Annotated in this window: 12 protein-coding genes; 11 read left to right on the top strand and 1 reads right to left on the bottom strand. The window is 36.3% G+C overall.

What is annotated here, in order from left to right:
• The first annotated feature begins 101 nt into the window (after positions 1 to 101).
• Genes guaA through LS66_RS08320 form a run of 3 tightly spaced genes read left to right on the top strand, consistent with a single transcriptional unit; the run spans position 102 to position 5,928 of the window.
• Positions 102 to 4,088 carry a glutamine-hydrolyzing GMP synthase gene (gene guaA, locus LS66_RS10315; RefSeq protein ID WP_236097012.1) on the top strand — a complete coding sequence of 1,329 codons (3,987 nt, stop codon included), beginning with the start codon at positions 102 to 104 and terminating at the stop codon, positions 4,086 to 4,088.
• Positions 4,089 to 4,091: 3 nt separating this feature from the next.
• Positions 4,092 to 4,721 (top strand): restriction endonuclease, encoded by a 630-nt coding sequence (locus LS66_RS08325; RefSeq protein WP_138092040.1) that lies wholly within the window; start codon positions 4,092 to 4,094, stop codon positions 4,719 to 4,721.
• Positions 4,711 to 5,928, top strand: coding sequence for a class I SAM-dependent methyltransferase (locus LS66_RS08320; RefSeq protein ID WP_081947984.1), 1,218 nt, complete (start codon positions 4,711 to 4,713; stop codon positions 5,926 to 5,928). Before LS66_RS08325 ends, LS66_RS08320 begins: the two co-directional genes overlap by 11 nt.
• Positions 5,929 to 5,970: 42 nt before the next feature.
• On the opposite strand, the gene LS66_RS08315 is transcribed toward LS66_RS08320, so the two are convergent.
• On the bottom strand, positions 5,971 to 7,458 hold the full coding sequence (locus LS66_RS08315) for an ATP-binding protein (RefSeq protein ID WP_034367833.1): 1,488 nt from the start codon (positions 7,456 to 7,458) through the stop codon (positions 5,971 to 5,973).
• 151 nt (positions 7,459 to 7,609) lie between these two features.
• Here LS66_RS08315 and LS66_RS08310 point away from each other — a divergent pair, with 151 nt between their 5' ends.
• The 8 genes from LS66_RS08310 (at position 7,610) to LS66_RS08275 (ending at position 12,382) form a co-directional block, all read left to right on the top strand.
• The gene (locus LS66_RS08310; protein ID WP_034367840.1) at positions 7,610 to 7,942 is read left to right on the top strand and encodes a DNA methyltransferase; all 333 of its coding nucleotides are present in this window, start codon (positions 7,610 to 7,612) and stop codon (positions 7,940 to 7,942) included.
• A gap of 452 nt (positions 7,943 to 8,394) precedes the next feature.
• Positions 8,395 to 9,090 (top strand): cytolethal distending toxin subunit A/C, encoded by a 696-nt coding sequence (locus LS66_RS08305; RefSeq protein ID WP_052057499.1) that lies wholly within the window; start codon positions 8,395 to 8,397, stop codon positions 9,088 to 9,090.
• A 19-nt stretch (positions 9,091 to 9,109) separates the two neighbouring features.
• Positions 9,110 to 9,931 (top strand): cytolethal distending toxin subunit B family protein, encoded by an 822-nt coding sequence (locus LS66_RS08300; RefSeq protein WP_034367841.1) that lies wholly within the window; start codon positions 9,110 to 9,112, stop codon positions 9,929 to 9,931.
• 9 nt (positions 9,932 to 9,940) lie between these two features.
• On the top strand, positions 9,941 to 10,492 hold the full coding sequence (locus tag LS66_RS08295) for a cytolethal distending toxin subunit A/C (protein ID WP_034367843.1): 552 nt from the start codon (positions 9,941 to 9,943) through the stop codon (positions 10,490 to 10,492).
• A gap of 28 nt (positions 10,493 to 10,520) precedes the next feature.
• Complete coding sequence (locus LS66_RS08290) at positions 10,521 to 10,736, top strand: hypothetical protein (protein WP_201273678.1); 216 nt, start codon at positions 10,521 to 10,523, stop codon at positions 10,734 to 10,736.
• A 45-nt stretch (positions 10,737 to 10,781) separates the two neighbouring features.
• A complete protein-coding gene (locus LS66_RS08285; protein WP_034367845.1) occupies positions 10,782 to 11,330 on the top strand; it encodes a DinB family protein in 549 nt (182 codons plus the stop codon).
• Between the two features lie 309 nt (positions 11,331 to 11,639).
• Positions 11,640 to 12,071 carry a multidrug efflux SMR transporter gene (locus tag LS66_RS08280; protein ID WP_034367847.1) on the top strand — a complete coding sequence of 144 codons (432 nt, stop codon included), beginning with the start codon at positions 11,640 to 11,642 and terminating at the stop codon, positions 12,069 to 12,071.
• The gene (locus LS66_RS08275; protein ID WP_011116292.1) at positions 12,068 to 12,382 is read left to right on the top strand and encodes a multidrug efflux SMR transporter; all 315 of its coding nucleotides are present in this window, start codon (positions 12,068 to 12,070) and stop codon (positions 12,380 to 12,382) included. Before LS66_RS08280 ends, LS66_RS08275 begins: the two co-directional genes overlap by 4 nt.
• The last annotated feature ends 174 nt before the right edge of the window (positions 12,383 to 12,556 follow it).

The raw sequence follows: 12,556 nt of genomic DNA, 5'->3' as shown, positions 1-12,556 counted from the left end.
TTACTCTTATTTATGTTACTTATAATGTTTCTTAAAGCAACTTTTAGCTAAGATTGCGCCGAAAATTAACAAATGCAACTCTACTTTATCAAGGATTCTTTATGAATATAAATAATGTCCAAATTTTAGTGCTAGATTTTGGCTCTCAATACACACAGCTTATCGCAAGGCGACTGCGTGAATATGGCGTTTATACCGAGATTGTCCCTTACTTTGAAAAGCTAGATTCTATTAAGAGCAAAAATCCTAAAGGCATTATCCTAAGTGGAGGACCTGCAAGCGTGTATGAAAAAGACGCTTATAAGCCTGATAGTGCGATTTTCACGCTTGGGATTCCCATTCTTGGCATCTGCTATGGTATGCAGCTCATTGCCCAACATTTTGGCGGACGCGTCATCAAGGCGGACGCGCAAGAATTTGGCAAGGCGGTGCTAGAGATTATGGAATCTTCTCAAGATTCTAAAGATTCATCTTGTTTCGCATTTCAAGGTGCTTCTCAAGGCATACAAGCACCGATGACGCTCTCTTTTGATATTTTTTCTCATCGCAAGTTTCCTCAAATGCTCACAGCCCTGCTTGATTTATGGGAAGATTCTGTGCAAGCAAGCCATATTTTTTTAACTAAGCAACACATTGCAGAGATTAGACCAGAAGTCAAAGCGGCATTGCAAAGCTCCCAAAACATCATCACTGCGACAGATAAAAAGGACTTTTTGGGCTTTGTTGGTGTGGAAAAGAATAAGATTGAAATGCTTTTTGTCGCATCAAGTGCTTTTAGAAAAGGTATAGGCAAAGCACTACTCAAAGAAGCATTAGAGCGATATTTGAAAGACTATCCTTGCATTTTAGTAGATTGCAATGAGCAAAATACGCAAGGTTTGGCATTTTATAAGTCTTTAGGCTTTGAAAAAGTAGGAATGAGCGAAAAAGATTCCGCAGGGAGAGACTTCCCCATCGTGCATTTAAAGGTGAGCAAAGCGATATTAAAAAAAGCACTTGAAAGAGAAACTAGCGATTCTGTGGCAAATGCTTTTGTGTGCGAGAGTGAGCGCGTCTTTTTGCGCCCTTACACGCAGGCAGATTTTGCGGCATTGCATAAAACTGTGAGCGATAAGGAAACAATGTATGCGTGGGGGCAGGGCTTTAGCAAAAAGCAGAGCCAAGAATGGCTGGATAAGCAATTAGCGCATTATCAACAATATGGCTTTGGAATCTGGGCGATTATAGAGAAGCAAAGCGGCGCAATTATCGGCAATGCGGGGCTAAATCATACGGAGATAAGTCTAAAGGGAAAAACTCAAAAAATTGTAGAAATCGGCTATCTTTTGCACCGCAATTTTTGGGGCAAAGGCTATGGAAGCGAAGTGGCTAGAATGTGTGTAAAATATGGGTTTGAAACTCTAGGATTAGAGGAAGTGTATTGCCTCATCAAAGAGGATAATAAAGCTTCAATCAAGGTAGCAAAAATGCTTGAAATGGAGCTTATAGGGAAACACATCAAAAACTATAAGGGCAAGGAATTACCCCATTGTGTCTTTAGGCTTGAAAAAAAAGTATGGCAAGAATTAGGAAATAGCGCCACGCAAGGTTTTAAATCTTGCTCACTTTTTAAAGGCGTGAAGCAAGATTCTATCGTGTGGATGAGCCACGCGGACAAGGTAGAATCTATCCCGCAAGGATTTAGAGAGCTTGCAAAGTCTGGAAATACGCATTATTGCGCGATTGCGGATTCTAAACGCAAGATTTATGCCCTGCAGTTTCACCCTGAAGTTGTGCATAGTGAATGTGGTGGGCAAATGTTGCAAAACTTTGCAGTAGGGATTTGCGGTGCAAATACTTGCTGGAATATGCGTCATTTCGCGCAAAATGAGATTGAAAAATTGCGCCGTATCGTCTATGGAGGCAAGGCACATTGTGAAAATCCTATGAGTTTTATGCAGATTCAAGAAGCCTTTAAGCACATTGGCAAAGCACAAACCATACAAAGACTTGTTGAAATCTGGGAGGAAGGTGCAAGGGCTACACACAAAGATTTAAGCGAAAATGAAATTGCGGGTATGAGAGAGGAAATACGGGAGGCTATATTAAAATCTAAAAATTTACTTATAGCGCAAAAAAATGAAGAATGGTTAGGTTTTATTGAGATAGAAAAAAATGAAATTGCAATGCTTTTTGTCGCTCCAAAAGCCTTTAGAAAGGGTTTGGGCAAGGCACTGCTCAAAGAGGCATTTATGCGGTATTTAGGTGCATTTGAAGTGATAAAGGTTAATAGTCTTGAGTGGGCTTTAGGATTCTATCAGGCTTTGGGGTTTGCAAAAACAGGAAAAAAGCCTATCCCTGCGGGGAGTGCTGGTGCATTTTCACCCGAACTTATCCCTCTAAGCATTGCGCGTGAGAGTTTGCAAAAGTCTTTGGGGCTTGAGGCGCAAGATTCAAATGAGGGTGTGCGTGAAAAGGTGCGTTGCGCTTGGGCTACCGATAAGGACGAGGCGGCGCGTAAGCTCTATGAGGACTATCACGACACAGAGTGGGGCGAACCACTGCACGAGGATAAAAAGCTCTTTGAACATCTTGTGCTAGAGGGCTTTCAAGCGGGACTTTCTTGGATTACAATTCTTAAAAAACGCGAGGCTTTTAGGGTGGCATTTGATGACTTTGACCCTCACATTGTAGCCAACTATGATGAGGACAAAATCAAAGAGCTAATGCGAAATGAGGGGATTATTAGGAATCGTGCCAAAATAGAAGCAGCGATTATCAATGCTAAGGCATTTATGGCGGTGCAAAGGGAGTTTGGGAGCTTTGATAAATATATTTGGGGCTTTGTGGGAGGTAAGCCGATTATCAATGCCTTTGAAAGCATTGCGGATTTACCCGCTTCCACGCCGCTATCGGATAAAATCGCTAAGGATTTGAAAAAGCGCGGGTTTAAGTTTGTCGGCACTACGACTATGTATGCGATGATGCAGAGTATTGGAATGGTGAATGACCATCTTACCTCGTGCTTTAAGTGCAATTCATCTTTGGGTATGCAATGCGATAAGATTTTTGATTTTTCGCAAGGCACGGACGCTAAGTCCGCTAACCTTACAAAAAATCCAAAAAATTTACACAGCCACACCGCAAATACTAGAATTGTGGAATGCCAAGATTTTAAACATATTTTAGCCCAAAAGCCAACGACAAGCAAAGTGTTGTGTGCGGTGAGTGGCGGGGTAGATTCCAGTGTGGTTGCAGCGTTGCTTTATCGTGCCATTGGGGAGAATCTTATTCCGGTGTTTGTGGATACCGGACTTTTGCGCAAAGGCGAGAGAGAGGCGGTAGAGAAAATGTTTAGAGAGAATCTCAAAGTGCCACTGATTACTGCGGACGCAAGTGAGTTATTTTTAAGCCGCCTTAAGGGTGTGCTTGAGCCAGAGATTAAGCGTAAAATTATCGGTGAGACTTTTATTGAAGTATTTGAAAAAGAGGCGAAAAAGCATAATACCAAAGGCGAGATAAAATTCCTAGCACAAGGCACACTTTATCCTGATGTGATAGAATCTGTGAGTGTGAAGGGTCCCTCTAAGACGATAAAAAGCCACCATAATGTGGGTGGATTGCCGGAGTGGATGAAGTTTGAACTCATTGAGCCTTTGCGGGAGCTTTTTAAAGATGAAGTGAGGGCGTTAGGGCGAGAGCTTGGAATGCCTGAATCTATGCTAATGCGCCACCCATTCCCGGGACCCGGACTTGCGATTCGCATTATGGGCGAGGTGAATAAGGCGGATTTAGATTTGTTGCGCGAGGCGGATTCTATTTTTATAGATGAACTGCACAAGCAAGGCTATTATGATAAAGTATGGCAAGCGTTTTGTGTGCTGCTCAATGTGCGGAGCGTGGGTGTAATGGGCGATAATCGCACTTATGATAATACGATTTGTGTGCGTGCAGTGGAAGCGATTGATGGAATGACAGCGACTTTTGCGCATTTGCCCCACGATTTTTTAGAATCTGTGAGTAATCGCATTATTAATGAAGTAGAGGGCATTAACCGCGTGGTGTATGATATTACAAGCAAACCCCCGGGCACGATTGAGTGGGAGTAGGAAATGAGTGAAAAAACCACATTGCCCAATCTATTAAATGATATAGTAGATTTTCTTAAAAAACAAAATCTACAACTAAGTAATCAAAGTCGTGATGGGCGGATAAATTCAGCTTTTAATGAAGATGAAATCTTTAGACTTTTAGAATCAAAATTTGCAATAAATCACCCAAATATGCGTGACTGGGTGGATTTTAGCTTTTATGAAAATAATGTATTCTATCCTGTAAATATTAAAGTTAGCACGACAAAAACAACTGATAATCTTAATTGCAAACTTGGAATTTATTATGCTTTAACAGGTAAAATTCCACCTTTTAATAATGGTGTAAGCTGGGAAATATATTTTAAAACTTTAAGTGAGAACCTAGAAGCAAATAGCAAAGATTATTATTTTTTAATTATAAATAAAGATAACCCTAGTGATGTGTTTGTTACTTCGTTAAAAAGTTTAGAATTTATCTTGCCAAATGGTAATAATCTCCCCTTTCAAGCTAAGTGGGATAATAATCGCCAACTTATTCATAGAGATTTTGAAAGTGCAAAAGCCTTTTTACTTGGAACTTTTGAGGAATCTTTAAAACTTCGAGCTGATGCTTATTTGCATTTTAGGACATATTTTTATGAATCTTAATGTAGTAAATCTTGGACAGGTTTTTACCCCACCACATATTGTGAGTGATATGTTAGCCCTTATTCAAAGCACAAAGAAGCTTTCTAATCCTAGATTTCTAGAGCCAAGTTGTGGCAATGGAGCATTTTTTCAAAATCTACCTAAAAATAAAGTAGGCATTGAAATAGATTCTGGTGTAGTTTGTGATAAGGCGATTTTGCAAGAAGATTTTTTTGCTTATTCTACAAACGAAAAATTTGATTGCATTATTGGGAATCCACCCTATGTGCGTTATCAAGACATTGCTATATCTACAAAAGATCTTCTTAAGTCTTATTCCAAGCTTTTTGATTCTCGCTCAAATCTCTATCTTTTTTTCATCTATAAGTGTATTTTGCACTTGAAAGAGGGAGGAGAGTTGATTTTTATTACCCCTCGAGATTTTTTAAAATCAACCTCAAGTGTGCGCTTAAATGAGTTTTTGTTTCATCAAGGCAGTATCACGCATTTTATTGATTTGGGCGATAAAAAGATTTTTGATAACGCCCAGCCAAATTGTGCGATTTGGAGATTTGAAAAGGATAATTTTACGCGTAAGACGCAGTGTTTAAGAGAGTTTTCTTGTATCAATGGACAGCTACTTTTTACTAAAAAAGCCTACACGATTCCTTTTAAAGATTTATTTTTTGTCAAAGTTGGAGCAGTGAGTGGGGCAGATTCTATCTTTGCGAATGAAAAATGGGGTAATATGGATTTTGTTTGCTCACAAAGTGCTAAAAGTGGCAAAACGAGAAAAATGATTTATGGAATCTATGGCAAAGATTGTGCATATTTGCAAGATTTTAAAGAACAGCTCTTGAGGAGGAGGATTAAAAAATTTAATGAATTGAATTGGTGGGAATGGGGTAGAGACTATTATAAAAGTGAGAATCCTAGAATCTATGTTAATACTAAAACACGAAACAAAACCCCTTTTTTCTTGCATCCTTGCAATGTTTATGATGGTTCTGTTTTAGCAGTTTTTCCAAAATTTAAGGTGGATTCTATAAGATTGGGGATATTATGTGAGAGGCTTAATAATGTGGATTGGGAGGAACTTGGATTTGTGTGCGATGGGCGATTTTTGTTTTCACAACGAAGCTTAGAAAATGCAGTGCTAGATTCTAGCTTTTTGGAATTTGCAAATGATAGAATCATTAACGAAGTAGATGGCATTAACCGCGTGTAGCATAGTAGTATCACTTTCAAACTTTATTAAGCAAAATCAAAGTTAGTTTTCACATAGAATTTCCACACACTTTTTATAAATATCGGGATTATTAATAATAATCAACTTAAGTCGTTTTCTTACTCTTGTTAGGGCTTGAAATAGTGTTTCTAAGGGATTATAATAAGCTCTAGCTTTATAGTTTAATCTACCTTCTTCTGTATAGTAGAAATCTTCAGTAATTATTATAACAATATTATCCCATTCTTGTCCAATAGCTTGATGAGAGCTTGTGTCTGAAGAAAGTTTAACTTGGCTTAATTTTTCTTGTGTATGCAAACTAGTGGAGAGATAAATATATTTCCATTTTTCTTTAATTAAAAAATTAACATATTCTTGCGTATCTTGTAAGTTATTTGCGTAGTATAAGGATATATTCTTAAATTCCTTTGGTTTTGAATCTTGAGATTCTTTATTTTTTGGATTAAATATTTTTTTAATGAAATAAGCAATTTCTTTATTGTGTCTAATTTTATTATTTAATTTATAATCAGTTTCTTTTGCAGCTTCTTGAATCGTCTGCGTTACTTCCTTTGCTTCGTTAGCTCTGTTAAGTCTTTGATGAACATCGTGAGAAAAAATTAATATTCCATTTTCTCTTATTTGCAGTATTTCTTTTAGCTGTTTAACGCTTATTCTTTGAGATTCATCAACAATAATAATATCGGCTTGAATTTGTTTAATATGATTAAAATCTTTGATTGGGTAAATATTCCACTTCAAATCTCTAAGTTTATATATTCCTTCATTAAGACTTGCACAATGCACAATTACAACTTTATAGCTTTGTTTCATTAATTTTTTTGCAATGTGATATGTTAGCAGAGTTTTTCCTGTTCCAGCTTGACCAGATATTGAAAATATATAATGACTTTTTTGATGAATCTTTTCTAATATCTCCTTACAGATTTGTTCTTGATAGTTAGTTAAAAAATATTGTTCATTAATAAAAGATTGTGTATTGTTAAAAGGAGAGATTAAATAATTAATTGGGGCAAATAAAGTATCTGGATGTCTTTGTTCGCTTTCAAACTCTCTAAGTTCTTGGAGTAAGTTAGGTGTTTCAATTTCTTTCAATTCTCCCTTGAAATATTTATAGAGTTTCTTTTGAGTAGCCACAAAGGTATAACAATGAATCTCTTTGTTAAGAGGAGAAAAATAGTGGTAATTACACTGAAGTTGTTTAAGAATTTTATCGGTTGCAATCTCCTCAAATTTTAACTCAATATTAATAATTTTATTCTTTTCAAATCTAACTAAATCAAATTCTTTTCCGATTTGTGGAATAGTGTAGTTAATGTAATAGCCCTCAAAAACATTAAAATTTTCATCTTTTAATTTTCTAAACTCTTGACATAAAAGACATAAACTTTGAATCTCGTGTTTTTTAACATTTTGAATTTGTAGAAATTCTTTAATATGTTTGTCCGATAGTAATTCTTCTTCTTTAAAAAGATTGCAAATTTCTAAAAGATTTACAGTCCTTTGCATAAAGATTTTTCCTCACTTGGTAAAATGAATTTTTATGTGTGATTGTATCATAAATGTTTCAGATACAGCTATGCAAAAATTTGCAAAGGAATATTAAGCTATACTCGCCTAAAAGGCTTAGATTTTATCGCAAGATTTTCTAAAACTCCCATTGAGTAGAGAATTACAAGGGAGTTACAATCAAAAAAATTTACTTATTTTTGATGATAACCTCAATGCTATGCAAAATCTCTTGCAAAATCAAGCTAAAAGCTTCAAAAATAGCATTGATTTAATCTATATTGACCCTCCTTTTGCCACAAATAATATCTTTAGACTAGGAAGCACGATGAGCGCAAGTTTAGATTCAAAAATTGCATATAAAGACAAATTTAATTTGGAATCTTATTTGGAATTTCTCTACTATCGTCTAATTTTAATCAAAGAATTAATGAGTGAAAAAGGGAGTCTGTCTTTACACATTGATGATAAGGTGGGACACTAACTGATGTGCATAAACGATTTAAAAAGCAAGATAAAAAGCTTTTATACGATTATACCGCTTCACGCACCCACTGCTAAATAAGTGGTTATCCGTTTAAAACAAATGAGCGTAAATAGTTAAGGAGCAATTAAAAAAAGGATTAAAATGATAAATTTTAAAAAAAAATAAAAATTTTTGCATTATTAATCATTTTAATATATGATATAAATACATTTGAATAAAGCAGTTTTGCCAAATATTAAATATATCAGGCTCTTTATGAAAATAAATAGCAAAATTAAAGTATTTAGCTCTATCTTATAGAATAAATTAAATAAACTTTTTTATTTAATTTTAATATATAAATTTAGATTCTTATTTACATTAATGTTTAAAATGTTTAAGTATTTAACTTTTGGTTATAGACTGCTATTGAGTGTATTTAATCAATTTATTTTACAAAGGATATAACAATGAGACTTTTATTTTTTCTCTTAATAACTCTTTTGTTTGCAGCGTGTTCTTCAACACCAAAGGTTCATCAGCCTAAGCATTCGTCTAAGACTGAAAAAGATTTGGGTATAGGATTAAGTCCAACGCCTCCACCTAATGAACGAATACCGGGTGAAAAATCAAGAGCAATGCTGATGGAAATGGAAGGGCGTGAAATTCCTGTTAGGATTCCTGATGCAAATGCATCAAAAATAGATAAAAATGTTTCTAATCCTATATCAATTATGTCTTCATCGGGAGGTCTTTTAACACTTTGGGCGCTTAAGCCAAGAAATTGGGTATGGGGATATACGCCTATTGATAGTTTTGAGTTTGGCAGAGCAAAATTTTGGCGTATTATAAGTTTTTCAAATGGGCAAGTGATAATTAAAAATATGCAAGAAGATACTTGTCTTCAGGCTTACGGAAATGGTGTAATTCACGATATATGCGATAGTAAAAATCAAGCACAATTATGGAATCTCAACTTTTTTGACAATCAAGCCATACAAATTCAAAGTGTGAGTGCAAAAACTTGTTTGCAAACACCAACTGTGCGAACAACGACATACTATAGTATTTATTTAACAAAATGTGCGACGAGTTCTAACCTTGACCAACAATGGTATATTACCCCTGTGGCACTAGAACCAGAGCCTATTTTTTTCATTAAATAATCAATATTAAGGAGTAAAAATGAGAATACTATTATGCTTTTTAATGAGTTTTACCTTTGTTTTAGCCAATCTTGAAGATTATAGGGTAAGTACTTGGAATCTGCAAGGTTCTTCAGCAAATACTGAGAGTAAATGGAATATAAGTGTGAGACAACTCATCACAGGAGACAATCCCGCTAATGTCCTTATGGTGCAAGAGGCTGGCGCTATACCTGCTTCAGCGAGAAGAACAGGCAGAATGGTTCAGCCCGGTGGAACACCTGTAGAGGAGTTTACATGGGAACTTGGAACTTATTCTAGACCAAATACAGTTTATATCTATTATGCTCCTCTAGATGTGGGAGCAAGAAGGGTGAATCTCGCCATAGTTTCTGATAGAAGAGCCGATGAAGTTCTTGTAGTGCATCAAAATGTTGTTGCTACAGAGGCATCGCGTCCAGCTATTGGTATTCGTATCGGCAATGATGTGTTTTTTAATATTCACGCTTTAGCAAGTGGAGGTGGTGATGCGCCTGCTTTAGTTACAGCTGTACACGATAATTTTATTAATATGCCACAAATAAATTGGCTTATCGCTGGAGATTTCAATCGCGATCCAGCGCTCTTGCAATCGGGGCTAGATACGAGAATCGCCAATCATATCCGTATTACTGCTCCAAACTCTGCTACACATTTTAGCTCTAGAGGAACAAATAGAACACTTGATTATGCGGTAGTAGGTAGATCAAGCCCTTCTCGTTCCACTATAGTATTGCCGCAAATTGCAGCAATACTTATGGCAGCAAATATACGCGCACACCTCTCATCTGACCATTCACCTGTGCATTTTGGACGATTTTAGGAGGCATCAATGAAAAAATTTACTTTATTATTCATTTTAATCTCAAGCTTTGTATATGGAGGTGATCCTGAAGATTTACCAGATTTTACCGCACCATTTTCTCTAAGAAGTCTTGCAACAGGAGATTTGCTTGCTCCAGATTATAGAAAACCAAATTGGAATCTCAAGCAAGTTGATCTTGATGAGCAAATCCGCAAAAGTGATCCTTTTGATAAGTTTAATTTAGGGGCTATGCAATTTGTTAATGCAGATGATCCAAAGTCGTGCCTAGGGATTGATGAAAGCGGATTTTTTGCGCTTAAAAATTGTGAAGAGGATTTAAAAAGTAAAAATTTTGAAACCGTATTTACAATTATTCCTACAACAAGTTCTGCGGTGCAAATTCGTTCTTTTGTTTTGGATAAAACAGAATGTATTTCGGTGTTTTTTAACCCTCGCTTACCTTCAGGAAGGGGCATTGGCATTACTCCTTGTAGTGTAGATAAAATATTAACCATAAATTTGTATAAACTTATGCTCATTCTCCCTCCTTTAGTTGAGGCAAAAACTATTAATCCTTAAAAGTTTGCATAAAAGAAAGATTGAGTTTGTGCGCAAAAGCAATCTCAATTGGCTCTATATCAGCCCTGCAGCACTTTTTTATGAGGGTAAATCGCAAAATTATGAGTTAATAGGCGAGGAATTTAAAGTCAATGCAAAAGGTGAAAGTAGAGTGTCTTATAGCACTTATGCGACTGCACTTATCAAACTGCTTTCTAGTGGAGAGATTAAAATGCGCCAAAGAATAAGCCTCATTGAATTATAGATTCTAATGATATAATGGCACAGATTTTATGCAAAAGGAAATAGAATGAAAGAGACTTTATTGCTTCAGGCGCAATACAATCAACTTGCCAATGCAAATATGTTTGCGACTTTTAAGAAATGCTCAAAGGAAGAGTTGTATAAGGATTGTGGGTTGTATTTTGGGAGTGTGATGCAAACAGCAGAGCATATTCTTTGCGAAGATATAGAGCTTGTTTTGGGGAGGTTTAGTGCCTTTGCTTCCAAACCCTTAGAGGGTATGGAGGAGATTTTGCAAACTCTTAACCTAGAAGAGGGTAAGTTGCAAAGTGCGATTTATGAGGGTATGCACAGGCTAAAAAGCGCATTCTATGAGGATATGGGTGCATTTGAAGCGTTGCGCGCCAAAGTAGATAGCAAAATCATCGCGTTGATAGAATCCATTGAGGATTTTGAAAGCATTGCCACACTTAGCTTTCCGGGTGTAGAGTTTAAAAAATCTCGTGGATTTTTTATCCTCGCACTTTTAAACCACGCTACACATCATCGCGGACAAATTGCCGCCGCGCTAGATATACTCAAAATTGAAAATGACTTTAATGGAATGTTAGGGTAGATAAAGATAAGTTTCTTAAACTTTTTTGCAAACCATTAAATACACAAGTGTTGTGCTTGGCAGTGTAAGAGATATAGCTTTTATGCTATAATGTCGCAAATTTAAGATTCTTAAAATGGAGGGATAGGCAATGTTTTGGGACCAAGGCTATCAATCGTTTGCGTTTCTCATCTATTTTTTTCTCTATCTCCTCACTTTAAGCTCTGCTTCTCACCTTTACACATCACATCATTACATAAATTCTAATTACATTTATGGGCTTTGGCTTTTTGAACCCATAAAATGTATAAAATAAAACAAAGGAAACAAATGAAAAATATCAAACTTACCCACAATCTCGCGTGGGGATTGGTGCTTTTTGGTGGCATTGTAGAATGCTTTTGGGCGAGTGGGTTAAAATATTCCGATAATCTCTTTTTTTACACACTCACAGGAATCGGGATTCTCATATCCTCTGTAAGTATGATTCTAGCGATAAAAGTCTTAGAGATTGGTATTGCTTATAGCGTGTTTGTGGGCATTGGCACAGCGGGCATTACACTTGCTGAAATCTTTATCTTTGGTGAGCCTTTCTCACTTCTTAAAATCCTCTTTATTGCGACCTTACTTCTTGGCGTGGTGGGGCTAAAGCTTTCAGCAGATAAGACAGAGGAAACTCAAGGAGAAAAACTCGCAGAAACGCTCTCACACGATTTGGGAATTGATGAAATCGTGCAAGATTCTATCAAGGAGGCAAAATGAGCTGGGTGTATCTCATAATGGCTGGTTGTATGGAAATCATAGGCGTAATTACGATGAAAAAATACTCCCTAAGTGGGCGAAAAATCTTTTTACTCGGGCTTTTGGTGCAGTTTATGCTAAGCTTTGCTCTGCTATCAATGGCTATGCAGGGCATTGCAATGGCGACAGCCTATGCGATATGGACAGGCATCGGCGCAGCTGGAGGCGTGCTTGTGGGCGTGGTGTTTTTTAAAGAAAGCAAAAGTGCAAAAAAACTCTTTTTCATCGCACTTATTATTATCTCTGTCGTGGGATTAAAGGCACTATCATAAATTTTAGTTAGCTTAGAATCTTTAGCTTCTCTTGGGGCTAAAGAACTACGAGGTTTATATTTACTTGGCTTTTGCTAGATTAGTAGCGCAATATTTGCTTCATAATTTTAATATATTTTTTCTCCAACCCCTTGACAAATACCAAGTATCAGGCTTTATAATGTCAATTTTATT

It is taken from the genome of Helicobacter sp. MIT 03-1614 (genome assembly GCF_000762925.2).
GTDB classification, from domain to species: domain Bacteria; phylum Campylobacterota; class Campylobacteria; order Campylobacterales; family Helicobacteraceae; genus Helicobacter_C; species Helicobacter_C hepaticus.
This window is presented reverse-complemented; position numbering and strand designations above follow the sequence as displayed.

Bases quoted from the DNA above. Each gene is read 5' to 3' on its own strand.
- LS66_RS08300 (WP_034367841.1), top strand. From the start codon at position 9,110: ATGAGAATACTATTATGCTTTTTAATGAGTTTTACCTTTGTTTTAGCC.
- guaA (WP_236097012.1), top strand. From the start codon at position 102: ATGAATATAAATAATGTCCAAATTTTAGTGCTAGATTTTGGCTCTCAA.
- LS66_RS08275 (WP_011116292.1), top strand. From the start codon at position 12,068: ATGAGCTGGGTGTATCTCATAATGGCTGGTTGTATGGAAATCATAGGC.
- LS66_RS08320 (WP_081947984.1), top strand. From the start codon at position 4,711: ATGAATCTTAATGTAGTAAATCTTGGACAGGTTTTTACCCCACCACAT.
- LS66_RS08315 (WP_034367833.1), bottom strand. From the start codon at position 7,458: ATGCAAAGGACTGTAAATCTTTTAGAAATTTGCAATCTTTTTAAAGAA.
- LS66_RS08305 (WP_052057499.1), top strand. From the start codon at position 8,395: ATGAGACTTTTATTTTTTCTCTTAATAACTCTTTTGTTTGCAGCGTGT.
- LS66_RS08295 (WP_034367843.1), top strand. From the start codon at position 9,941: ATGAAAAAATTTACTTTATTATTCATTTTAATCTCAAGCTTTGTATAT.
- LS66_RS08325 (WP_138092040.1), top strand. From the start codon at position 4,092: ATGAGTGAAAAAACCACATTGCCCAATCTATTAAATGATATAGTAGAT.
- LS66_RS08285 (WP_034367845.1), top strand. From the start codon at position 10,782: ATGAAAGAGACTTTATTGCTTCAGGCGCAATACAATCAACTTGCCAAT.
- LS66_RS08280 (WP_034367847.1), top strand. From the start codon at position 11,640: ATGAAAAATATCAAACTTACCCACAATCTCGCGTGGGGATTGGTGCTT.